Below are 24,927 nucleotides of genomic sequence, written 5' to 3'. Positions count from 1 at the left end.
ATATATTAGCACATTCTATTGGATTTTTCAAGGTTAAACGTTTATAGGTTAACCTTTATATGCAATTCATCTAACTGCTCTTTAGATACTTCTGATGGTGAATCAGACATCAGATCGCATGCATTCTGAGTTTTCGGAAATGCGATTACATCTCTAATATTGTCTGTTCCAGTAAGAATCATAGTCAATCTATCAAGGCCATATGCGATGCCACCGTGTGGAGGAGCACCATATTTAAAAGCATTTAATAAAAATCCAAATCTCGCTTCGGCATCCTCATCAGTAAAACCAAGTACCTTAAACATCTTCTTTTGTAATTCTGTATCATGTATTCTTATACTACCACCACCGATTTCTAATCCATTCAAAACTATGTCGTATGCCTTTGCTCTTACGCGTCCCGGGTCCTTGTCAAGCATTTCTATATCCTCGTCTTTTGGAGCAGTAAAAGGATGATGCATAGCAACAAATCTTTTTTCTTCTTCGCTGTATTCCAACAATGGGAAATCTACAACCCATAAAAACTCATATTTGCTTTCGTCAATGAGGTTATATCTTTTTCCCATTTCCAGCCTTAAATGCCCTAAAGCATCATAAACTACCATATTGTTTTTGTCAGCAACTATTAGTATTAAATCGCCTTTTTCGGCTTCCATAACATTTACAACTTGTGTCATTTCATCGTCTTTTAAAAATTTAGATATCTGTGACCTAGGACCGTCATCTAGCATTTGTATCCATACAAGCCCTTTTGCTTTGTATGTTTTTACATATTCTACCAGTTCATCTAATTGCCTTCTAGGCATAGATGCTGCACCTTTTACATTTATCCCTCTTACTGACCCGCCATTTTGTACGGCATCTTTAAACACTTTAAAATCAGAATCAGCAAATATAGAAGACAGATCTTTTAATTCCATGCCAAACCTCATATCAGGTTTATCAGACCCAAATCTATTCATAGCTTCTTGCCATGAAATTCTCTTAAATGGCACTTCCAAATCTATATCCAATATCTCTTTAAATATACGTGCTATCATCTTTTCATTAAGAGCAATAACATCATCTTCTTCAACAAACGACATCTCCATATCAATTTGAGTAAACTCTGGTTGCCTGTCTGCCCTTAAATCTTCATCTCTCAAGCATTTTGCAATTTGATAATATCTATCAAAACCTGATATCATCAAAAGCTGTTTAAATATTTGCGGTGACTGTGGCAATGCAAAAAACTTGCCAGGTTGAACTCTGCTGGGAACTAGATAATCTCTTGCCCCTTCCGGTGTGCTTTTAATAAGCAGAGGTGTTTCTATATCGATAAAACCATTTTTATCTAAGAAATCTCTCACAATTCTCGTAATCCTATATCTAGTCATCAAAATTTTCTGCATTGAAGGTCTTCTTAAATCCAGATACCTGTATTTCAATCTAATTGCCTCAGACACATTATTTCTATCTTCAACCATAAATGGCGGTGTTTCAGCTTTACTTAAAATTTTAAATTCGCTTACGTAAATTTCTATGTTTCCAGTCTCTAAATTTGGATTTATGTTTTCATCAGATCTTCTTACTACTTCACCAGCAGCAGCCAAGACATACTCATTTCTTACATGTTGAGCTTTATCAAAAGCTTCTTTTGAAAGCTGTTCACTGCAGACTATTTGTATTAGGCCTGTTCTGTCACGCAATTCTAAAAATATCAATCCGCCTAAATCTCTTCTTCTTTGAACCCATCCCATAACTATAACACTCTTGCCTACATCCTCTAAAGTCAATTCACCACACATGTGTGTTCTTTTCATGCCAGATAATTGCTCTCCCATCAAATATACCTCCATTTTATCCTATTATTTTATCACAAACATTGTCTATGTCAATTTCAATTTCTTCTCCATTGTCCATATTTTTTAGTCTTACCACCTTATTTTTAAGTTCATCTTCACCTAAAATTATTGTGTATCTAACATTTAATTTGTTAGCGTATTTCATCTGTGCTTTAAGACTTCTACCCATGTTATCAACTTCAACTGAAAGTCCTGAATTTCTAAGCCTAAGCGCCATAGAGAAAGCATACTTCTTTGCATCATCGCCAACTGTACAGATAAAAAGATCAGTTCTCTTAGGCAAAGGTATTTCAATACCGCTATTTTCCAATGTCAGCAATAACCTTTCGATGCCCATGCCAAATCCTACACCTGGTATAGATGGGCCACCGCATTCTTCCACTAGGCCATCATATCTTCCTCCACCACAAACGGTACCTTGTGCACCTATATCATTTGAAATTATCTCAAAGGCTGTCTTTGTATAATAATCAAGACCTCTAACTATCTTAGGATTAATAACAAAGTTAAACCCGGCCTCTTTTAAATAAGATTGAAGATTTTCAAAGTGCTCTTTGCAATCATCACAAAGATAGTTAAGCATTAAAGGCGCATCTTTCAATATTCTTTTGCAACTTTCAACTTTACAATCAAGAACTCTCATCGGATTTATCTTATATCTTTCTTTGCAATCATCGCATAACTTTTCGATATTCTCTCCTAAAAATTCTTTCAATGCTTTGTTATATTCTCTTCTGCAATTAGGGCATCCAATGCTGTTGATGTTGAGTTCTAAATTATTAAGCCCTAGTCTTTTAAAAAGCGTCATAGCAACACTGATTACTTCAGCATCAGCAGATGCATCATGTGCGCCAAACATCTCAATCCCAAATTGATGGTGTTCTCTAAGCCTACCTGACTGAGGTCTTTCATATCTATAGACTGGTGTTATGTAGTAAAGTTTTACTGGCATCGCTTCTGCATAGAGATTGTGCTCTACAAATGCCCTAACAGCAGGAGATGTCCCTTCGGGCTTCAAAGTTATACTTCTTCCGCCCTTATCATTAAAAGTGTACATCTCTTTTCTGACAATGTCAGTCGACTCACCAACGCCTCTTAAAAACAATTCTGTATGCTCAAATCCAGGCGTTCTAATTTCTTTAAATCCAAAATTGTCACATATTTCTCTAATGATATTCTCTACATAATGCCATTTATAGACTTCTGAAGGCAATACATCCTTTGTTCCTCTTGGTGCTTTTGTAAGCATTAAATCAACTCCTTATTAAATTCCTTCGTGAATAGACTAATTAAATATAGAAAAATAAAATCTCTCAATCCCGCAAATAAATTGCAGGGACGAGAGACCTTCCCGTGGTGCCACCCTGATTACAACTCTTTCCCTTAACGCAGGTTTACGTATATGGCCTACATATCGACCAATATGCTAATAGGTGTCTTTCATAAAAGCAGTGATATAAAGATACTCTCAGTCGCGGTATCTTCTCCCTTATATATGTGCTTTTACTACTCTCCTACTCATCGCATCATCATATCAAGCTGTTTATCTGATATTATAACTTTAATATATTGACGTGTCAAGATAATGTCAACATTATAAATTGGTTGAGATTCCATTATCAAAATAAACTATTGCTTACTTTTTAAAATATTTATCAATCTCTCAAAATACTCTGGTATTGGAGCTTCAAATTCCATGTAAATTTTTTTAGACGGATGCACTAAGCCTAAAAGCTTTGAATGAAGCGCTTGTCCTAAAAGATTAAATCTTTGTTTTTTGTAGCCATACACTTCATCGCCTACAATTGGGTGTCCAATATAAGACATATGAACTCTAATCTGATGTGTCCTGCCTGTTTTTATTGTCGCTTCAATAAGCGAATTATTTTTATACCTCTCAAGAACTTTATATAACGTAAGTGCATACCTGCCATCTTCTGTCACAGCCATTTTCTTTCTTTCAACGTGATCTCTCCCAATCGGTGCCTCTATGCTTCCTTCATCATCCTTTATGACACCTTCAACGATTGCAATGTATTTCTTTAAAATAGTCCTTTCTTTTATTTGATTTGAGAGATCTAAATGAGCCTTGTCATTTTTAGCAACAACCATCACACCAGAAGTATCTTTATCAAGTCTGTGGACAATTCCCGGTCTTAGCTCACCATTGATGCCTGATAAGTTTTTGCAATGGTAAAGAAGCGCATTAACAAGTGTGCCGCTGTAATTGCCGGGAGCAGGATGTACAACCATTCCCTGAGGCTTATTTATCACAATAATATCATCATCCTCGTAAATAATGTCAAGAGGAATATTTTCAGGACTCAAATCTATTTCTTCTGCTTCAGGTATATTTACATCAACTGAATCTCCTTCTTTTAGTTTATAATTTGGTTTTATCAACAAACCATTGACTTTTACAAGCCCATCCAGTATTAACTTCTTTAAATATGATCTCGTATAATCCAATTCAGAAGCCAAGAAAGAATCTATTCTCTTATCTACATCATCTTTTTCTGCAATTATATTTATTCTATCAGCGATATTCATACACAAAGTTCCTTTCAGTCACATCCATTTAAAAAAATTATTAATTTCCTTTTTTAAATATCAATATATAACATAATAAAAATGCTCCAACTACTATCATAGAATCAGCTAAATTAAATACCGCAGGGAAAAATTTAAAATCAATAAAATCAACAACATATCCAAGCCTAACACGATCAATCAGATTTCCTATAGCTCCGCCAAGTATCATCGAAAGCGTAAATTTGTAAAAAGTACTTCCAGGTATTTTTACAATTGAATATATTAATATTGTTCCTACAATAACAGTTATTATAATAAAAAACAAAGTCCTATTTTGTAAAATTCCAAAAGCAGCACCTCTATTTTCAACATACGTAAAATGAAATATATTATTTATTATAGGGAAACTGCCAATAGGTTTTAAATACTTTACAACAAAATATTTTGACATTTGATCAATTATAATCGCAATAAAGACAATAATAATTTCCAAATTTTATCCTCCTAGATAATAAAGCTTTAAATTAGGGCTTTGAAAATTAAGCCCTAATTTATATATAATCTTATCAATAAATTATTTTACATACTTAGATATCAATTCTTCTATTTCGTTTTCATCCATTGAAGGTCTTTTTACATTATCGTATAATAACCATTCTTCTGTATGGACTGTAGAATCACCTGGGTTTAATTTAACCATAGGACCTAATGACTCCATTTCCATCATCCAGTCTGTAGTATATGTTTCGTAAGAAGCATTGTAATCCGGATATACTGCGTTTTCATCATGTTTGAATTTCTTTATAAAAAGATGGTCATGATTGAAATATGCTGCCCATCCTTTCTCATTTTGTATACCAAACTTAAACGGCTCTTTTCTATTCGGATCCTGCTGAAAAATTATGTATTTGTCGCCAAAGTGTATTCTGTGATCATTCATTTTTGAATATGGCCACAATACCAAAGCTCTATTCGGCAAAAGACCTGTATCTTTATTTGCCTGCTCTACAACCTGCAAACCGCCTGTTGCCATTACTGATATAGCCCAAGGTGAAAGCTCAACTGCCCATGCGCCCTTATTTGTCAATGTGTGTTTCACTTTTGCAACAGGTTTATTAGGATCTAAAGTAATTTCTATCTCTTTTTGTATATATGCAAAATCTTTAGGTTCTTGAATAAGTTTAACACCATTTTCTACTTCCACATAACTAATTGGGAAATTATCAAGTGTATAAGTCCTTGGCATAGCTTCAGGGCTGTGCCACAACCTATGTCCTCCATAATTTCTCCAAATATTTTCACCTTTTTTGCCTGCATCTTCGTCGTTGATGCTGAACTCATTGACTTGCCCATCAAAGCCAAATCTTATTATTCTAGGTCCTATCTCTGTTGTAGCAATAAAATCTACTAAACCATTAGAAACTTCAATACAGTCATTCCAACCTGAGTATGAAACCTTTTTTAAACTCACACTCATTAATATCATCCCTTCCCTAATATTAAAAACGTTATTATAAATCCATTTAGTTAATACATATTCGACATTATTTTAGAGATTCCTTCTAAATAAGAGTGCCTTATCGGCACTCTTATTCTACTTTTTCTTCAATAATTCTAATGCCTTATTAACAACATTTTCAACAGTAAACCCAAATTCTTTGAAAAGTACATCGCCAGGTGCTGATGCTCCAAAGTGATCCAGCCCGATTACGCATCCATCAAGCCCTACATATTTATACCAGCTCATCGTGCTTGCGGCTTCTACTGCAATTCTGGCTCTTACGTTATCTGGAAGCACCATCTTTTTGTATTCTTCCGATTGTTGATCAAATATTTCCATTGAGGGCATGCTAACTACTCTTGCTTTTATACCTTTTTCTTTTAATTGTTTGCAAGCTTCATAAACCAAATTAACCTCTGAACCGCTAGCCATTAAAATTATGTCTGGATTGCCTCCCTCAGCATCACATAAAATATATCCACCTTTTAATGCTTCTTTTGATGTTTCTTCATAAACGGGTAAATTTTGTCTTGTAAGTATTAATGCAGTCGGACCATCTTTTTTGTTTAAAGCGTAACACCATGCGGCAGACACTTCTTTGGAATCTGCAGGCCTTATTACAGTTAGATTCGGAATGCTTCTTAACATTGGCAAATGCTCAATCGGTTCATGTGTAGGACCATCTTCCCCAACTCCTATGCTGTCGTGTGTATATACGTAAATTACAGGAAGCTTCATCAATGCTGATAGCCTTACAGCACCTTTCATATAATCGCTGAAAACAAGGAACGTTGATACATAAGGTATTAACCCACCATAAGCAGCTATGCCATTTGCAATTGCTCCCATAGCATGTTCCCTAACTCCAAAATGGAAGTTTGAACCACCTCTGTTTTCGCTGCTATAGTCACCTCTATCTTTTGTATATGTTTTAGTAGATGGCGCAAGATCTGCCGAACCACCTATTAGATTGGGAACCAGTTTTACTAAATAGTTTAAAATTTCTCCTGATGATGACCTTGTTGCAGTCTTTAATTTGAAATTCCAGAGTCCCTCGTCATTTATCAAATCAACAGGCAATTTCTCACTATGCCACCTATCCCACTCATCAGCCAATTCTGGATACTCTTTTCTGTAATTTTCAAACATCACGTTCCATTTGTCTTCTTCTTCATTTAATTTACTTATAACCTCGTCCATATATTTTCTAATTTCATCAGGAACATAAAACTCTTTATCATAGTTCCATCCTAAAAACTTCTTTGTTTCTTCAATATTTTTCTCTCCAAGAGGTTCTCCATGTGCTGAAGCTTTCCCTTGTTTTTCTGGACAGCCATAGCCAATCGTAGTCTTTACTATAATTAAAGATGGTCTTTCTTTGTCTGCCTTAGCTTCTTCTATAGCTTTTCCTATTTCATCCACATTATTGCCGTTTTCAACTCTTAGTACCTGCCAGCCATAAGCTTCAAATCTTTTGCCAACATTTTCTGTAAATGCAATGTCTGTGCCACCTTCAATAGATATATTATTAGAATCATATAAGGCAATTAACTTGCCAAGCTTTAATGTCCCGGCTAATGAGCAAGCTTCAGATGAGATGCCCTCCATAAGACATCCATCACCTACAATGGCATATGTATAATTATCTACAATGCTATAGCCTGGACGATTGAATTTGTTTGCCATATACGTTTCAGCTATTGCCATACCTACAGCATTAGAAATACCTTGTCCCAAAGGCCCTGTAGTTATTTCAACACCTGGAGTATGTCCATATTCCGGGTGCCCAGGTGTCATGCTTTGCCATTGCCTAAAATTTTTAAGGTCTTCTATAGTAAGTCCATACCCAAATAGATGCAATAGAGAATATAAAAGTGCAGATCCATGTCCAGCAGACAATATAAATCTATCTCTTCCCGCCCATTTTGGATTTTTAGGGCTATGCTTTAGATACTTTGCCCACAACGTATACGCCATTGGTGCAGATCCCATAGGCATACCTGGATGGCCGGAGTTTGCTTTTTGTACTTGTTCAATTGAAAGTATACGTATAGTATTAATTGTTAATTCATCAATTGTGTTCATACTTTAACTCTCCTTTGCATTTTAATTACCATTAATATTATATCATTGGACAAATCGTAATAAAAGAATTTAACTTAAAATTCGTGCAAGTTGTGAATTATTTTTATATTTTGCACACTTTTTGAATTAACTTTTATGACATAATAACTACATGAGTCAAAATAGGTTATTGACTCAGAAAAAATACTGTGATATAATAAATTTCGTCGCAGGGGAGTAGCTCAATTGGTAGAGCGGCGGTCTCCAAAACCGTAGGTTGCGAGTTCGATTCTTGTCTCCCCTGCCATTTTTATGCCTAAAATCAATAATTTTATAACTGGATTAATTCAATAAAATATATTTTAGAACAAATTTTGGAACACTTCAGGGACAAAATTGAGCAAAAAATCGATTATAATAATTAAAAAATCAAGTACTTACAAAAGAATACTTGATTTTTATTTACGCCGTGAAAATTTTCCCATGATAAAACAATATGCACTCATTTTAAAGCTCTTATGGTTTATATTCTCTAATTCCTAATTTCTCTTTAAGAGCCTTTTTAAGAACCTGCGAAAATGGATCCTAAAGTAAAAGATGTATTACAAATTATAATTTTCTCGGCACATTACATCACCGCATTATTGCCACATAAAAAAGCCTTCTGGGCATTAGTTTGTAACTATACTCATCATACCATCATTTAATTTTTTGCACTTATTCTCTACTTAAACATATAATATTATTGATCAAAAAATTTATTTATTGGAGGTTTATTTATATGGAATTATCAATCGAGGAAATTAAAAGTTATTTTGACTACAATAATAAAAAAGAGGAATGTCAAACTCACAATCATGAATTTTTAGGTAGCACAAAATTAGCTGAAGAAGACAAAAAAGAAAAATATAGAGACAAAGAAAAAAAAGAAGAACACAATCACCGCTTTGCAGGTGTTACAAGCCAAGTTATACCATATGGTGATAGTCATGTTCATGCAATATTAGTCAGCACTGACTTCTTTGAGGATCATCATCATGAGATAGGCGTTATAACTGGCCCCGCTATTGAAGTCGATGATAAAAGACACGTACACTTTGTGGAAGGGAAAACTACTGTTGATGATGAACACTACCATAAATTTATTTTTGCTACCTTAATCGAGGATCCTATTTCTGAGCAAAAGAAACATTATTAATTTCAATGTCAAATCCAAATTAGCATACTGAAAGCCCGGTTCTATTGCCGGGCTAAAATTATATTTCAAACTATCGATTATTCTAATATGTATTATAATTATATATGTCTATCAAAAAAAGTGGTAGTCTTTAATATCATAGACTACCACATCTACTTTGCTGTTAATCATTAAGGATCGCAAGGTCTACGGCAAAAGAAAAATAAAATTATTATTATGATGATGATCCAAATCCACCATCCGCCAAAACCTCCAAAACCTTCAGCTTTTAAATCAGTACCCATTCAAAAATCCTCCTTTTACTCTTGGCCTTATTGGCCTAATACATTATACGTAATATGCTTAATTGTGTTACTCAAATTTCATCGTCGCTAATGACCACAAAAAACGTCTTGCTTTTTTACGCGGTTTATCTTGCTGTAAAACAACTAGAAGAACGAAAAAGAATAGTAAATCCTCAAAAGTCAAATTTGACAATCATTTACCGTTAAAATGACAAAAAAAATAGCGTGTTCCCTGATATAGTCATAAAATCAGCTCCAATTATTTAATTTTAGTTCATTATATTCTCATTGCCGCATTATTGATATTGATTTAACTTTTTGTATGTAAATAATAAATGGTCCTACCATAAGATAGGACCATTTTTGTTATTTGACTTGATTTAAGAATAATCCCATTCCACCGTCCATAACAATTACGAGTAATACGAAGAAAAACAGCAATGTTTCCATTGACCATGATCCTCCACCAAACCATCCGCCGCCCATCAAAACAACGAGTATTAAGAAAAAGAACAGCAAATTGCTTTGGCCAAATACCGAACTTGTACCAGCCATAATAACCCTCCTTTTAAAATATTAAATCATAGCTTTTTGTAAAACCCCAAAATTATTGATTTTAAAGGGTTTTATTTTATATATCAGCAGGATTTTCCTCCACTTTTGCCGAATTATATATTATACCAAATATTCAAAATCAAACCAAAGTGAAAGGAGATCCTGCATGATAAAGCAACTTCATTTTTCTGATTTTATTGATGATTTTCATAAATTTGTTGTTGTTCAAAAACCTCAGTTGCTTGAGCTTCTTGACCAGTATATTAATATTTGTGAGTTAATCCCTGTAAATTGGTATTTTCACTATAATAAAGCTACTGGTCGCCCTCATGATAATTCTCTCGATTCAATTGTTTCAACCTTACTGTTGCAAAAGTTACTTTCTATACCAACTATTGATTTACTTATTACTTTTTTGTCATTTTCAAAAGAACTCCGTGATTTTTGTGGGCTTAATACTGTTCCTGATGCTTCTTTTTACTCAAGGTTCAAACAGGATTACTGTGATGACATTGAAGCCTTCTTTCATAAGTTAGTCGATATTACTGAACCTATTTGTCAGGAAATTGGCCAAGCCCTTGAAAAAGAATTAGGCATCAATCCTGCTGAAGTTTATATTATGGATACTACTGGTATTGAATGCTATGTTAAGGAAAACAACCCCAAATTCTTTAATGCTCTTGTTAAAAAGCTTCAATACTTTAACAAGGACAAGTCAAAAGAAGACATCTATAAAATGGCCTATAATCAAATGCCTAAAACTGCTTCTGTTGACCCTAATATTAAATTGCAATATATCAATGGTACTTTCTGTTATGCCCACAAAACTATAGTTGTGTCTAATGCCCTCGGCATTTTAAGACATATGGACTTTTGCGATTACCAGCCGGATTTTAATGATTATACTGATAGCTCTGAGCCCGCATCCCCTGAAGAAGTTAAACTTACATGGGATGGAAAACTGCTTATACCTGCTATGGAGAATTTTTTTGAGCGTCATCGTAACTTTAATATTTATGCTATGACTGCTGATTCTGGCTTCGATGATGTCCCAAACTATAAATATCTCTTTGAGAATCATGGCATTCTGCCTGTCATTGCTCTTAATCCTAGAAATACCAGAAAAAATTTCGGCAAGCCAGGAATTAATGAAGATGGTATTCCTACATGCCCAAAGGACCCATCTCTTCCAATGAAATGGGATGGCTCTTGTAAAGGTAAAAACCGTTCCTTTAGGAACAAGTTTATTTGCCCTAAAACTGAAAAGTTACCTGGTGGCAAATATGTTTGTTCCTGCGAGGATAAATGTACAACTTCCGATTGTGGCAGAATGTTTTATACATATCCCAAAGATAATTATAGAGTTCATACCCCTATTCCTAGAGATACAGAGCAATGGAATCAAATAGCTGATTTTCGACATATCATTGAGCAGGTTATCTCTAGGCTCAAACTTCCCCTGCAGCTTGGTAATCTCCAGGCTAGAGACCGCAAAACCATCAAGGCAGATTTCTTCATGGCTGGTGCTGCGCATCTTATTACTGTTTTACTAGCATACCGTATGGGAGCTATAGATAAAATTCGTTCTGTTAAGTCTATAGCTGCTTAATTCAACAGCCAGCTAAACTTAAGCATCTACCTCATTTGCATAAATCATTGGGGTCTATTTGTCATGCCTGTTTTTTTCTGTTTTCAATGTTCATCAATAAAATTCAGACCTTTCTTGATTAAATGTACTCTCTGGTATACTGTATCTTTCCTATATCTTCCTCTATTGATTGCTAGCTGTAAATTTTCGTCTCATAGTTTCACAATCACCTAAAATATTAAATCAATCTAGTTTTCAGGCTTCGGGCTCTTCAACTATAAATCCTGGCATGAATAAAAATATTATGATTATTATAAATATTATCCATATCCAGCTTCCGCCAAAGCGTGATCTACCTGTATCCTTAGGCATTCTGGCTCCCCCTTTCGAGTTAGATATAAAGTCAGATCTTTAAGATCCTATACATAATATGTAAAGTCAATAAATCTTGTGATAATATTAGACATTAAATATTCCCTTTAAATCATTACCATCCATAATGAGTGTAGTTTGATCAGATGCATAAACCTGTATTACCGTCCAGCGCATAAAAAAATACTCTATTATTTTTTATTGTTGCATTACTGATTCCAGCAGTGTTTATATAATATTCATCTATCCAAAAATGTCTATTTTCAAACTTCTACTTAGATTTGTATGCTTATCACATACCTTGAGAGCACTTTTACCCTATAAATATCACATAAAGCCCGATACACTAATTTTGGGTGGTATATCCTTCTTCATTCAATTTGCGTACAATGTCAGGCCTGAAGAATACAGATTCGAATAAATCATCCATAAAAACATGTTAAAAAGAATAATTTAAATTATGATGTAACAAAATTCATATATTGTTACATGACTTTTTATTGATGAGAGTATGAACTTTTATCTACTATAGTTTTATAATCTATACTGCAGGAGGTAGAAAATGCTTACATATTTTGATAATATCAACGGAGCGCTGGATTTAACTGAAATGCTTTCAAATTTTAAAACAGAATTTGATATAAATTGTTTAAGTATTTTCCTCGTTGATCAAAGCAAAATATACTGTATCAAAAAAATTGATGCTGTTAATGATACCTCTTGTTGTTATCCTTCACCTGTTTCGCGTGATAATCATAATAATAATATTATTTATTTTGCATGCAACAGCTTAAAGCCCCTTTACCATATTGCTGAAGACGACGATACTATCGTTTCAATGGAAAAAGATATCGTCGAGGAAGTATGCATCCCTGTAAAAATAGAAAAGCACAAAGATATCACTGTCTGTATATATTTCGGATTCAATTATAAAGCTAAAAACATCACAGAATTATTATCTTCATTTTTTAACAAGTTTAATCTCTTTGATATATACTATTATGCATTGGTAAAATATGACCAGTTAGCCGATACCGAAAAAATTCTAAAATTTCTTATGGTATTTGAAGATAATATAAAATCAAACCAGCCTTCTATGAAGATGCATACTGTCAATGTAGCATTCTGGTCTATCGAAATAGCTAAAAAGTTGAATTTTTCCGAAAATGACCTAGAAAAACTTTATTATGCAGCTTTATATCACGATATCGGTAAAATAAAGGTAAAAAATAGTATAATTAACAAAGAAGGTCCTTTAACAGAAGAAGAATATGAAGAGGTTAAGCGCCATGCAGACTATGGTTACCTAATTACAAAGGAATTGATTGGTGATATATATCCTGATATCCCTTTATGGGTAAGAGATCATCATGAAAAATACGATGGAAGCGGGTACCCCAATGGGTTGAAGGGCACTGATATCCCTCTTTCAAGCAGAATTATTAAAGTTGCAGATGTAATAGATGTTTTGTATTCTCCAAGAAGCTACAAAAAATCTATTTCTGTTGACAAAATAATTGACGAACTTAAAAGATGTTGCGGAAAAGATTTTGATCCACAAGTTGTGGATGCAGCCATCGAAGTAATTAACGAAAAAATTATTTTCTATGCTGATATACTAAATTTAAATAATGAAGAAGTATTACCAGCTAATCTTTCTTTAAATACTTATAAAGGTATATTCAATTATGACGGATATTTTTACTCTAAAGAAGGGCAAAGTTATTTTAAATGCACAAATGCTATTGAAGATGTGCAAGACTTATGCGACATACTTTCAGCTTCCCTGATTGTAGAAAAACTAAATTCAGTATATGAGTATGAAGTTGAAGCTACTCCAATAGATGAAAATACATATTTACTTTCAAAAATAAGGTCTCATGAGGGGAGGAATTCAGTATCCATATTATGGGATCTAAAAGCAAAAGTACTCACATTGGATGGAAAGGATATAGAAGTCAGAGTTGCAAGATTGTCAGCTGATTATCTGCTATTTGTATGTGACAATACTTACTCTTTCAATACAGGGAGTCTTGTTGAGATGAAATTGTTGTTTGAAGATGGCGAAGTATTAACCCTAAACGGCAGAATTACCTACAGTTACTCTGCGTCTGCTGCTTCCACATATTATAAATATACTTTTATAAATATCGGAGAAATGACGCGGGATAAATTATTCAGGCAGATTTTCAGAAAACAGATCAATTTGCGCAAACAGCTGAAATTCTTGCACTGATAAAACACTTATGGCTCTTGTGGTAACCAACACAAGATACTGTATTTAGAATCGACTTTATTATTATAAAGGACATAAGCTGAATCCGTGAAAAGAAAAATAATTTTAATGTATCAAACATGGCCAAAATATAGTATATAAAGATATAAGCGAATCATATAATACCAAAAAATATAATTCACCTTAGAGGTACAACCAGTGAAATTTATTTTAACTCAGTCAGAAGAAATGATAGTTACTCATTCTGGATTAGCAATTGTTGGTTAATTAATAGATAAAACGAATTTAAGAGAACGACTCAACAACATATATATCGTCTCTTTGCTTTCCATTGTTCGGTAAATATCAAAGATAATTAAATGCATCAATGTTTCCCTTTGGCAATCTACAGGAAAAGATACCAACAACAGATTCTATATTCATCTGCTGCATCGTCTCTTTGAAATATCCGTAAAAGTGACAGGCAGATTTATTAGCATCGCTAATGTGCCCGTTTGTGGTGTTATTTGCACGTTAAGTTTACTTTCCTCTACAATTAGGATCTCCTTTGAAAAATATGAAACTTCTAAAAAGATAAAATCTAATTTTCAAAATATTATTATACTATTTTTACTAAAAACCATAATAAAAACTTTCTTATGATGCAATTATTTATAGTTGATTTAAGATAATATCTTAGTATAGCACATTTGATTATGTTCCAAATCTGAATCATAAAATAAAGAATATACAAATGCATATGGATACTAGACTTTAATAGTTCTGAATGACTGGATTTGAACCAGTGGTCTCCGAAACTGTAGATTGCGAGTTCGATTCTTGTCTCCCCTGCAATTTTTATATTTAAAATCAAGGATTTCAGGCTTTATAATATATTAAAAACATTAAACACTCATCTTTGAATGTTTAATGTTTTTATTCTTTAATTACCAATTTCTTTTTTAGGGATTCCTCAATCACCTATGAAAAGTTTATTTGTTTTTGCAATAATATATTTCATTCTAGAGTCTTTTTATAATCTTCATTGCTTATTTTTTCTATTTCTTCAACATATCCAGAATTATAATCATCATAGTCGTCATCATAATTATCAAGACCTGCTTTAGTTTTATTATATCTCGCCACGGCTTGATATGAATCCTCCGCATCGAATTGATTTTCATCTTTTGAATCCATGTAGCCCCATCCAAAAGGATACTTTATTGTTCTTTCTTCGTTTGGTCTTGAAAATCTAAGATCACTTAATTTTAAATCATTGTTTTTTGCACAATTTGCACATAAAGATGTATATGGTAATGCTTCCAGTCTATCTAATTCTATTTCTTTATGGCAATGATTGCATATACCGTATTGTCCTTTTACCATTCTTAAAAGTGCATCATCAATTTGCCTTAACACATGCTGTTCATTGTCTTTTAATGCATAGTTCTTCTCTATTTCATAAACTTCCGATCCAATGTCTGCTGGATGATTGTCTGCCAATGATAATTCTTGATAATATTCTCTTTCTGCCATCCTGCCCGTACCATCGTTATCATCCATTTCATTTAACGTATGCAATATATTGTTTTTTTCTTCAATAAGCTTTTTCCTGAAATGCTCTAATTTTTCATCATCCATTGTATCACATACCCTTCTATCACAAATTTTGCTGAACAATTTTTATTATATGGGCAATAATGTTCCCAATGACAGGCAAATTTAATAAAACAGCTCTCTGCAATATATAAATCACTATAGCTCCGAGAAGTGTAAAGCCAATCGCCATACCAAAGCCCCGCGCAAGTCCGCCTACAAAATTAAGCCATAGGAGTCTATAAGGGCTCTGCATCAATTCAACATAGTCAGCTATCTTCATTTTTTCCATCATCTCTGACATTTTGTCAATTTGTTTTTTTATCTCAACCAATAATTTATTATCCAAGCCCAATTCCTCCTATAATCTATTTTGTCTTTTTTATACAAAGTTTATTAATAATTTATTGTTTTTTCTGATGGAATATGATTAAATTAAGTAATAGAAAGATGTATTAATCAATATAATTATATAAGTTATGAAGTTTAATATTTATAAAAATGAGGCGAATTATATGAAAAAGAAAAGAAATAAAGACTTTTTTAATCCTTTTTATAATAGAACTTGGCATAGATATATTGCACTCACAATCGTTATCGTTATGATAGTGGCATTGATAGCAGCATTTAGCTTACCAATGTTAAATTTTTAAAGTGCGTTTTAAACGCACTTTAATCAATATTGTCAAGTACTTCTAATATTTCATCTACATGACCATCTACTTTTACTTTTCGAAATATCTTTTTTACAATTCCTTTTTGGTCTATTATAAACGTGGATCTTTCTATTCCCATTTTTTTCTTTCCATACATATTCTTCTCTTTATAAACACCATATTCTGTTGAAACTTTAGCATCAGAATCGCTTAAAAGTATAAATGGCAAGTTAAATTTCTCAATAAATTTTTTATGAGATTCTATATCATCCAAGCTTACACCTAAAATAACTGCGTCTTTATTTTTAACTGTATTTATATTATCTCTAAATTGACAAGCTTCTTTTGTACAACCAGGTGTGTTGTCTTTCGGATAAAAATATAAAACTACTTTTTTGCCTTTAAAATCACTTAATGATACATCATTGCCGTCACTTGATTTGAGTGTAAAGTCAGGAGCCTCTTTTTCCAATTCTATCATTTAATTTCCTCCTTCGATAATTATTTTCTTTTAATATTTCTTATCTTTATTATAACTCATTTATTATATTAATCAATGCTTTTTTAACATCTCAAAAAAGTTTTTAACATGTCAAAAAAGAAAGAGGCATAATGCCTCATTTCATATAGCTTCTTTAATGGAAAATACAAATTTTTTCACATTATCATATATTTCTTCTTTACTTCTTGAATCGTTTATCATTTTCACAATTGCACTACCAACTATTATTCCATCACAGTACGGTGCAAATCTTTTTGCCATATCAGGACCAGAGATACCAAAACCTATGGCTTTAGGCATATTTGTATATTCCGATACAGTTCTCATATATTCTTTAATATCTGTTTCAATAGAATTTCTTATTCCTGTAACGCCTTTTGTAGAGACACAATACACAAAACCCTTTCCACTTTCACAAATACTTTTAATCCTCTCTTTTGAAGTTGGTGCAACTAATGGTATTAGATAAATACCATATTTTTCAGATATTTCTTTAATATCTTTTCTTTCTTCTAATGGCAAATCAGGTATTATAAGTCCGTCTATTCCGGATTCTTTGGCTTCATTTACAAATCTTTCAATGCCATATTTGAAGATTGAATTATAATACACAAGGTAGACAAGCGGTATTTCACTTTTTTGTCTTATTTTTTTGACAGCATTCATTATATTGTTAATTTTTGTACCATTTTTTAATGCTCTTGTAGATGAAGCTTGTATTATTGGTCCATCTGCCAGCGGATCAGAGTACGGAATCCCTATTTCAATGATATCAGCTCCTCCTTCTTCCATTTTAAACACTAATTCGACGGTTACATCTAAACTAGGATCACCTGCAGTAATAAAAGGAATCATAGCCTTAAGGCCTTTTTGCTTTAACTCGTAAAATTTCTTGTCTATTCTATTCATACTTGCAACTGTATTCATTTCATTATTTAATGCGCTCATAATTCCACCCCCAAAACATTGGCAACTGTATTTACATCCTTGTCGCCTCTTCCTGACAAGTTTACAATAATAATATTATCTTTACTTAATTTTGATGCTAGTTTCATGGCATAAGCAACAGCATGAGCACTCTCAAGGGCCGGTATAATTCCCTCTATTTGTGAAAGATCCATAAAAGCTGATAATGCTTCTTCATCAGTTGCATAAACATATTGGGCTCTACCGCTATCTTTTAAATACGAGTGCTCCGGTCCAACTCCAGGATAATCAAGTCCTGCGGATATCGAATAAACCGGCATTATCTGCCCCTCATCATCCTGTAGCAGATACGTCATCATTCCGTGAAGTACACCAATGCTTCCTTTTGCCATAGTGGCAGCATGTTTATCAGTATCTATCCCAAGACCTGCTGCCTCGACACCTATAAGTTTTACTAATGAGTCATTTATAAAAGGGTAAAATATTCCCATAGAATTGCTGCCACCACCAACACATGCAACAATATAATCAGGCAACCTATTTTCTTTGCTAATGATTTGTTCTCTTGCCTCATCGCCTATAACTCTCTGAAAATCTCTAACCATCGTTGGATATGGATGCGGTCCTACGACAGATCCCATTACGTAAAATGTATCATCAATGTTTGTAACCCAATTGCGTATTGCCTCGTTTACGGCATCTTTCAAAGTCCCAGTTCCGGTTTTGACCGGCGTGACTTTTGCACCAAGCAATTTCATTCTAAAAACATTTAATGATTGCCTCTTTATATCTTCTTCACCCATAAAGATTTCACATTCCATATCAAACATTGCAGCACCTGTTGCAGTTGCCACACCGTGCTGTCCTGCTCCAGTCTCAGCTATAACTTTCTTTTTACCCATTCTTTTAGCTAATAGAATCTGCCCCAGTACATTGTTTATCTTGTGAGCCCCTGTGTGATTTAAATCTTCTCTTTTTAAATAAATTTTTGCGCCGCCTAGTCTTTTTGACAAATTTTCTGCATAGTATAGAGGTGTCGGCCTTCCGGAATATTCCTTTAAATAATATTTATACTCGTTAATAAAATTTTCATCTTTCATTGCTTTGTAAAATTCGTCTTCAAGTTCAATTAAAGCACTCATGATTGTTTCTGGCACATACTGTCCCCCAAATTTACCAAATCTTCCTATCATATTACACTCCTCACTTTATAAATAATCTCTTTTATCAAATCATAATTTTTAAAACCATCTATTTCAACACCGCTGGATACATCCACAATATCCGGTTTTAACATATTTATAGCCATTAAAACATTATTTGTATCTATACCACCAGCTAATATAAACGTACAATTCATATTTGCATCTTTTATTAAATTCCAGTCAAAGCTCTTTCCTGAGCCTCCATAAAAACCTTCTATTTTGCTGTCTAAAAGTATGCCATCAACATGATAACTTTCTATTTTCGAAATATCCTTCTTTTCACTAATTCGAATAGCCTTCCATACAAGATAGTCCTTAAAATTATCTATATATTCTTGAGTTTCATCGCCGTGAAATTGTAAAACATCAAGTTTGAGAAAATTTGCTATATATCTTACTTCAGAAATTTCTTCATTGACAAATACTCCAACCTTTTTTATGTCTCTGTCAAGATTTTCTATCAAATCATGTGCCGTATTTATATCTACTTTACGTTTACTGTCGGCAAAGACAAATCCCGCATAATCAGGTTTTAGTATATTCAGGTATTCTACATCTTCCGTGCGCCTTATTCCGCATATCTTTATCAATGCCATTATTAAACACCCTTTGAACTCATTATAAAATCTTTAATTTCTTTATTTTTGTCAATCATGTTCATAAAAGTCTCACCAATTAAAACAGCATTTACTCCTAATGATTTCAGATACTTCACATCTTCTGAAGATTTAATACCACTTTCCGATACCAACACAATATCATTCGGGATATATTTAATTAGCCTTTCAGTTGTGCTTAAATCAACATGAAAATCCTTTAAATCTCTATTGTTTATGCCTAAAATTTCAACATCTGCCTTTAATGCGATATCAAGCTCATATTCATCATGGACTTCGACAATAGCATCTAGCCCAAGTTCTTTAGCTATATTGTAAAATCTACTGAGGTTACTACCTAGGATAGCTACTATCAACAAAACAGCATCTGCGCCTATAAGCTTACTTTCGTATATCTGATACTCATCAAATATAAAATCTTTTCTGAGTATCGGTTTTGATGTAATATTTTTTACGTCATTTATAAATCTATTATCACCCTTGAAATAGTTTTTTTCTGTAAGAACTGAAATTGCATCGACACCGGCTTCCTCGTATAATTCTGCAATTTTCTTATGATCAAATTTTTTTATGATTATTCCCTTGGAGGGGGAAGCATTTTTTATTTCCCCTATAATAGATATGCGATCTTTACATAAAGCTTCCTTAAAATTCCTTAAATTCACATCGTCAATTTTGTCTAATATCTCTTCTAATGGCTTCTGTAGCTTTTCTAACTCCAATTGAGATTTTTTCTTTGAAACAATGTCGTCTAGTATCATTGTAAATACACCTTCTGATAGCTTAATATTTCATTTAATTTACCTAATGCAGCACCTGAGTCAATCAAATGCTCTGCCAACATTACTCCTTCTTTTATATTGTCAACAGCTTTGCCGACATAAAGCGCTGCTGCACTATTTAATACTACAATATCTCTCTTAGGTCCTTTTTGCCCTTCTAAAATATCTAAAATGATTTTTGCATTTTCTTTAGAATCGCCACCGTTTATATCAGTATCTCTAGACAAGTTGATACCATAGTCATGCGGATCTATCGTATAGTCTATAACTGTACCGTTTTTTACCTCAGAAACAGTTGTAGTAGTCGTCGTAGTTATTTCATCAAGCCCGTCATTTCCATAAACAACTAATGCTCTTTCACATCCTAATTTTAATAAAACTTCTGCAAGTACATGTGTCAACTTCTTGTCATAAACTCCAAGGACTTGCCCTTTAACAGAAGCAGGATTTGTCAACGGCCCTAATATATTAAATACCGTTCTTAAACCAAGCTCTCTCCTTATTTGTGCAACATTCTTCATTGCTGAATGGTATTTAGGAGCATAAAGGAATCCAAAACCTACATCATCAATAAACTTCTTTGTAATATCCGGTTCCAAATCAATTTTCACTCCAAGTTCACTTAATACATCAGCACTTCCGCTTTTGCTGGATACTGCTCTATTGCCATGTTTTGCTATTTTTACACCTGCAGATGAAGTAATTATTGCAACCGCTGTAGATATATTAAATGTCCTTCCACCATCACCACCAGTGCCACAAGTATCAATAACGTAAGGAGAATCAAGCTTTAACCTTACCGCATTTCCTATCATGGATTTAGCAGATCCTGTTATTTCATCAATTGTTTCACCTTTCATTCTAAGACCAATTAGATAACCTCCTATGAGAGCTGAGCTAGATTCACCTTTCATAATTGAATCCATAGCACTTTTTGCTTCTAGTTCTGTTAGATTTTCCCTCATTATGATTTTTTCAATAGCTTCCTTTAACATTGCAAATCCCCTCCACATAATTTTTTAATATTGATTTGCCTTCTTCTGTTAATATCGATTCAGGGTGAAATTGCAGTCCATAAACTGGAAATTTCTTGTGCTTAATTCCCATTATCGTCCCGTCTTCAGCCTCAGCAGTTATTTCAAGCTCATCCGTTAATGAATCCTTATCAATTATAAGCGAGTGATACCTCATGGCTTTAATAGGGTTTTTTATGCCATTAAATAATCCTTGCCTATTGTGAGTTACAATAGATGTTTTTCCATGCTTGATGATATTTGATTTGATTATTTTAGCTCCATAAGCATAACCTATCGCTTGATGTCCAAGGCAAATTCCCAATATCGGTATCTTAATGCCAAATTTTTCAATCACATCAATGCAAATTCCAGCATTTTCTGGCCTTCCAGGCCCAGGCGACAAAACAATACCATCAGGTTTCATTAAAATTATGTCAGATACTTCTATTTGATCATTTCGCAAAACTTTAATATCGGGATAAATTTCTCCTATAAATTGGTAAAGGTTGTAGGTAAATGAATCGTAGTTATCAATTAACAGTAGCATTATAGCACCTCCTTCAGTGCCATAGCTTTATTTAAAGTTTCATAATATTCTGATTCAGGGTTTGAATCATATACAATGCCGCATCCTGCTTGAATAAAAGCCATACCATTCTTTAAAAGCAGTGTCCTTATAGCTATGCACATGTCCATATTACCATTAAATGAAAAATATCCAACTGATCCAGCATAAAACGATCTGCTTACATTCTCAAGCTCATCGATTATTTCCATCGCCCTTATTTTAGGCGCTCCAGAAACTGTACCTGCCGGCAAACATGCAATAAGTGCATCAAATGCCGTAAGGCCTTTTTTTAAAATACCTGAAACTTTTGATACAATATGCATTACGTGGGAATAAAAGTCTACCTCCATAAATCTATCCAGTTTTACACTGCCAAATTCACTCACTTTACCTATGTCATTTCTCCCAAGATCCACCAGCATAACGTGTTCTGCTCTTTCCTTCTCATCATTTAAAAGTTCTTCCTTTAACTTTAAATCCTCTTCCTCACATTTCCCTCTTCTTCTTGTACCAGCAATTGGATTTGTAGTGACTTTATCGCCAAACACTGACACAAGGCTCTCCGGTGAAGAACCAATTAATTGAAAATCTTCAAAGTCTATATAGAACATATATGGTGACGGATTTGTAGATCTTAATCGTCTATATATATCAAAAGGATTCGATTTGGTTTTAATCTTCAATCTTTGAGATGGAACAACCTGAAATATATCACCATTCCTTATATATTCCTTCGCCTTCTCAACAATATCGCAGAATTCCTCCAAGGTAAAATTAGATTCCACACTAACTGCATCAGATTTAGGAGGAAGTTCATGAATTTTTACATTGTTTTTTATATTTTCAATCATAACATTAAGCTTTTTTTCTATTGAATCATAAGTTTCATCGTCATCTGAAAATACATTGTATATCACAGATACCGTATGTTTAAAGTGATCATAGCAAATGAATTCTTTATAAAACATAAAATACGCATCTGGTATTCCTATTTCGTCAATATTTTTACTAGGCAAACTCTCATATTGTCTTATAATATCATACCCTGCATAACCAAGTGCACCGCCTGTAAACGGCAGCTTAAGGCTGTTTCTGTCATAATCTTGTTCGATATTTTCTTTTATATAGTCAAGGACCTTCCCATGTTGTTTAATTGTACGCTGCTCTTTTTCAATTTCGATTAAGTTGCCATAACTTTTTATCTTTAAATATGGATCTGAACCAATAAATGAGTATCTTCCCCATTCTTTTCCACTCTCTGCACTTTCAAGCAAAAATTTGTTTTTTCCTTTTAAATTGTAAAAAATACTGACAGGTGTCAATTCATCGCCATTTATCTCAACATAAATTGGGAAAACGACTTTTTTATCCTTTAGCTCAGCAAATTTTTCTCTGCTTAAATTCAACATATACCCACCTCCTCAATAAAATTTGGTAATAAAAAAGTCACTCCATCCAATGGGACGAAGTGACTCCGCGGTGCCACCCAACTTATTTCATACTTATGTGGTTTAAAAAAAGCATCTCATCCACTAAGGACGAAATGCTTAAATTTCGTTATGCCACCTAAGTACAAAATATCTCTTTCAGGTACAGATTTCTCGATACCCTGTCATTTTAACGGTAGACTACCGGGTAATGCTACTTTCAAGTTCACACACCATCTCACAGGCCCATTCAATAACGCCATCAGTACCTGGCTCTCACCATCCCAGGCTCGCTTTGACTTAAAGCGATATTTACTATTCCTGTTCATCGACTTTATCAACTTAAATTAATTTAATTATATAACGTGATGAATTGTATGTCAATAAGTTTTATCTTGTCTCAAAAAAATTTAAATATAAATTACTCAACATAATACATATTACTGTGATATATATTTATTCATCTTCTCATCTATTGTTACTCCATCTGGCTTATAATCTATTTTTACAATAGAGATAACTCTTTTTGCGCCTTCCTTTACACATATGTCTTGCGCTTTCTTTACAATATCTAAAAGAATGTCAATGTCACCTTCCATAGTAGTCTCCATAGGGCTTACAAAATACTTAACACCTGTCGATTTTATGTATTCAATTACTTTATCTACAACAGGATAAATCATTTCTTCTTCAACAACCGGTAATACTTGTAAACTTATGTTTACTACATTCATCTTCATATCTCCTTAATCATGTTTATCATTTCTTTTACTAAATTGCTGGATACTATAGAAGCCTTTTTAACAAATAGATTAAAATCGCTTGTAGCATTCCCATCCGCATTATCTGAAATGCTTCTTATTATAACAAATGGTATATTGTTAAGATACGCAGTATGGGCAATTGCAGCACCTTCCATCTCAACCGCATATGCATTAAATTGCTGTCCTAGCCTTCTCGCTTCCTCTTTCGATGACACAAATCTATCGCCGGATACAATTCTTCCAACATAAGCTTTTCCATCTATATTGTCATTAGCTGCTTTAAGCGCTATATCAATCAGATATTTGTCTGCTTTAAATACACTAGTCTTCATCCGCGGTATAACTCCTAATTCATCACCAAATGCTGTCGTGTCAAAATCATGCTCTATCGCATCAGATGATATGACTATGTCCCCTACGTTTATGCCGCTTTTTATTCCCCCAGCAACACCAGTATTTATTATATAGTCAACATTAAATTCAGATATCAATATTTGCGCTGCTATAGCTGCATTTACCTTTCCTATACCTGATCTGACTAATACTGTATCTAATCCATTCAGAATTCCTTTATAAAAGACCATGTCTGCGCGATTTATAATCTCTACATTGCTGATAAAATGTTTAAGTATATCAATCTCTTCTTCCATAGCACCGATAAGCCCTATCTTATTCACTTACAAATTCTCCTTTCGTATTTTAATTAAAAAAGGG

Annotated in this window: 23 protein-coding genes, 1 tRNA gene and 2 other annotated features; of the genes, 5 read left to right on the top strand and 19 right to left on the bottom strand. The window is 33.4% G+C overall.

The genetic code is table 11. The features are described 5' to 3' along the window. Positions 1-41: 41 nt before the first annotated feature. From aspS to tkt, 6 genes are all read right to left on the bottom strand, one after another. The gene (gene aspS / locus TTHE_RS06200; RefSeq protein WP_013297730.1) at positions 42-1,823 is read right to left on the bottom strand and encodes an aspartate--tRNA ligase; all 1,782 of its coding nucleotides are present in this window, start codon (positions 1,821-1,823) and stop codon (positions 42-44) included. A gap of 16 nt (positions 1,824-1,839) precedes the next feature. Further along, the gene (gene hisS, locus TTHE_RS06195) at positions 1,840-3,093 is read right to left on the bottom strand and encodes a histidine--tRNA ligase (RefSeq protein WP_013297729.1); all 1,254 of its coding nucleotides are present in this window, start codon (positions 3,091-3,093) and stop codon (positions 1,840-1,842) included. 82 nt (positions 3,094-3,175) lie between these two features. Further along, positions 3,176-3,375 (bottom strand) — a binding site (T-box leader). A 98-nt stretch (positions 3,376-3,473) separates the two neighbouring features. Next, positions 3,474-4,394 carry an RluA family pseudouridine synthase gene (locus TTHE_RS06190; protein WP_013297728.1) on the bottom strand — a complete coding sequence of 307 codons (921 nt, stop codon included), beginning with the start codon at positions 4,392-4,394 and terminating at the stop codon, positions 3,474-3,476. A 40-nt stretch (positions 4,395-4,434) separates the two neighbouring features. Then, the gene (lspA, locus tag TTHE_RS06185) at positions 4,435-4,869 is read right to left on the bottom strand and encodes a signal peptidase II (protein WP_013297727.1); all 435 of its coding nucleotides are present in this window, start codon (positions 4,867-4,869) and stop codon (positions 4,435-4,437) included. Positions 4,870-4,950: 81 nt separating this feature from the next. Next, a complete protein-coding gene (locus TTHE_RS06180) occupies positions 4,951-5,853 on the bottom strand; it encodes a TTE1925 family mutarotase (RefSeq protein WP_013297726.1) in 903 nt (300 codons plus the stop codon). A gap of 117 nt (positions 5,854-5,970) precedes the next feature. Next, positions 5,971-7,962, bottom strand: a complete 1,992-nt coding sequence (gene tkt, locus TTHE_RS06175; RefSeq protein ID WP_013297725.1) for a transketolase — start codon at positions 7,960-7,962, stop codon at positions 5,971-5,973. 210 nt (positions 7,963-8,172) lie between these two features. Between tkt and TTHE_RS06170 the strand changes: the two genes are divergently transcribed. Together TTHE_RS06170 and TTHE_RS06165 are read left to right on the top strand one after the other, a co-directional pair. Further along, a tRNA-Trp gene (locus tag TTHE_RS06170) sits at positions 8,173-8,248 on the top strand. Positions 8,249-8,722: 474 nt separating this feature from the next. Continuing rightward, positions 8,723-9,139: a YmaF family protein gene (locus TTHE_RS06165; protein WP_013297724.1), complete on the top strand. Its 417-nt coding sequence runs from the start codon at positions 8,723-8,725 to the stop codon at positions 9,137-9,139. A gap of 650 nt (positions 9,140-9,789) precedes the next feature. Here TTHE_RS06165 and TTHE_RS06160 read toward each other — a convergent pair. Next, entirely contained in the window at positions 9,790-9,978 is a 189-nt protein-coding gene (locus TTHE_RS06160; protein WP_013297723.1) for a hypothetical protein, read from the bottom strand. A gap of 166 nt (positions 9,979-10,144) precedes the next feature. Here TTHE_RS06160 and TTHE_RS06155 point away from each other — a divergent pair, with 166 nt between their 5' ends. Further along, positions 10,145-11,587, top strand: coding sequence for a transposase (locus tag TTHE_RS06155; RefSeq protein WP_013297336.1), 1,443 nt, complete (start codon positions 10,145-10,147; stop codon positions 11,585-11,587). A 913-nt stretch (positions 11,588-12,500) separates the two neighbouring features. Then, positions 12,501-14,174 (top strand): HD-GYP domain-containing protein, encoded by a 1,674-nt coding sequence (locus TTHE_RS06150; protein WP_013297721.1) that lies wholly within the window; start codon positions 12,501-12,503, stop codon positions 14,172-14,174. Positions 14,175-15,170: 996 nt separating this feature from the next. Here the strand turns inward: TTHE_RS06150 and TTHE_RS06145 are convergent. Both TTHE_RS06145 and TTHE_RS06140 read right to left on the bottom strand, forming a co-directional pair. Further along, positions 15,171-15,794: a TraR/DksA C4-type zinc finger protein gene (locus tag TTHE_RS06145; protein WP_013297720.1), complete on the bottom strand. Its 624-nt coding sequence runs from the start codon at positions 15,792-15,794 to the stop codon at positions 15,171-15,173. A gap of 19 nt (positions 15,795-15,813) precedes the next feature. Next, the gene (locus tag TTHE_RS06140) at positions 15,814-16,053 is read right to left on the bottom strand and encodes a DUF5665 domain-containing protein (RefSeq protein ID WP_311062396.1); all 240 of its coding nucleotides are present in this window, start codon (positions 16,051-16,053) and stop codon (positions 15,814-15,816) included. A gap of 211 nt (positions 16,054-16,264) precedes the next feature. On the opposite strand from TTHE_RS06140, the gene TTHE_RS14370 reads away from it, so the two are divergent. Further along, positions 16,265-16,402 (top strand): hypothetical protein, encoded by a 138-nt coding sequence (locus tag TTHE_RS14370; protein WP_164906145.1) that lies wholly within the window; start codon positions 16,265-16,267, stop codon positions 16,400-16,402. A gap of 19 nt (positions 16,403-16,421) precedes the next feature. Here TTHE_RS14370 and bcp read toward each other — a convergent pair whose 3' ends face one another. The 10 genes from bcp to TTHE_RS06090 all read right to left on the bottom strand — a co-directional run bounded on the left by bcp (position 16,422) and on the right by TTHE_RS06090 (position 24,890). Further along, positions 16,422-16,886, bottom strand: a complete 465-nt coding sequence (bcp, locus tag TTHE_RS06135) for a thioredoxin-dependent thiol peroxidase (RefSeq protein ID WP_013297718.1) — start codon at positions 16,884-16,886, stop codon at positions 16,422-16,424. Positions 16,887-17,027: 141 nt separating this feature from the next. Next, positions 17,028-17,816: a tryptophan synthase subunit alpha gene (trpA, locus tag TTHE_RS06130; protein ID WP_041587562.1), complete on the bottom strand. Its 789-nt coding sequence runs from the start codon at positions 17,814-17,816 to the stop codon at positions 17,028-17,030. 35 nt (positions 17,817-17,851) lie between these two features. Further along, the gene (trpB, locus tag TTHE_RS06125) at positions 17,852-19,027 is read right to left on the bottom strand and encodes a tryptophan synthase subunit beta (RefSeq protein ID WP_013297716.1); all 1,176 of its coding nucleotides are present in this window, start codon (positions 19,025-19,027) and stop codon (positions 17,852-17,854) included. After that, the gene (locus TTHE_RS06120) at positions 19,024-19,635 is read right to left on the bottom strand and encodes a phosphoribosylanthranilate isomerase (protein WP_013297715.1); all 612 of its coding nucleotides are present in this window, start codon (positions 19,633-19,635) and stop codon (positions 19,024-19,026) included. Before TTHE_RS06120 ends, trpB begins: the two co-directional genes overlap by 4 nt. 2 nt (positions 19,636-19,637) lie before the next feature. Next, complete coding sequence (gene trpC, locus TTHE_RS06115; protein WP_013297714.1) at positions 19,638-20,417, bottom strand: indole-3-glycerol phosphate synthase TrpC; 780 nt, start codon at positions 20,415-20,417, stop codon at positions 19,638-19,640. Next, positions 20,414-21,433 carry an anthranilate phosphoribosyltransferase gene (gene trpD / locus TTHE_RS06110; RefSeq protein WP_013297713.1) on the bottom strand — a complete coding sequence of 340 codons (1,020 nt, stop codon included), beginning with the start codon at positions 21,431-21,433 and terminating at the stop codon, positions 20,414-20,416. Before trpD ends, trpC begins: the two co-directional genes overlap by 4 nt. After that, the gene (locus tag TTHE_RS06105) at positions 21,414-22,001 is read right to left on the bottom strand and encodes an anthranilate synthase component II (RefSeq protein ID WP_013297712.1); all 588 of its coding nucleotides are present in this window, start codon (positions 21,999-22,001) and stop codon (positions 21,414-21,416) included. Before TTHE_RS06105 ends, trpD begins: the two co-directional genes overlap by 20 nt. Next, positions 22,001-23,431, bottom strand: coding sequence for an anthranilate synthase component I (trpE, locus tag TTHE_RS06100; RefSeq protein WP_013297711.1), 1,431 nt, complete (start codon positions 23,429-23,431; stop codon positions 22,001-22,003). Before trpE ends, TTHE_RS06105 begins: the two co-directional genes overlap by 1 nt. A gap of 47 nt (positions 23,432-23,478) precedes the next feature. Further along, positions 23,479-23,787, bottom strand: a binding site (T-box leader). Between the two features lie 102 nt (positions 23,788-23,889). Further along, positions 23,890-24,183 (bottom strand): thiamine-binding protein, encoded by a 294-nt coding sequence (locus TTHE_RS06095; protein ID WP_013297710.1) that lies wholly within the window; start codon positions 24,181-24,183, stop codon positions 23,890-23,892. A gap of 2 nt (positions 24,184-24,185) precedes the next feature. Further along, positions 24,186-24,890: a 5'-methylthioadenosine/adenosylhomocysteine nucleosidase gene (locus TTHE_RS06090; protein WP_013297709.1), complete on the bottom strand. Its 705-nt coding sequence runs from the start codon at positions 24,888-24,890 to the stop codon at positions 24,186-24,188. Positions 24,891-24,927: the final 37 nt, after the last annotated feature.

The sequence above is a fragment of the Thermoanaerobacterium thermosaccharolyticum DSM 571 genome (assembly GCF_000145615.1).
Classification (GTDB): Bacteria; Bacillota; Thermoanaerobacteria; order Thermoanaerobacterales; family Thermoanaerobacteraceae; genus Thermoanaerobacterium; species Thermoanaerobacterium thermosaccharolyticum.
The sequence above is the reverse complement of the archived record's forward strand: the minus strand, read 5'-3'. Positions and strand labels throughout refer to the sequence as shown.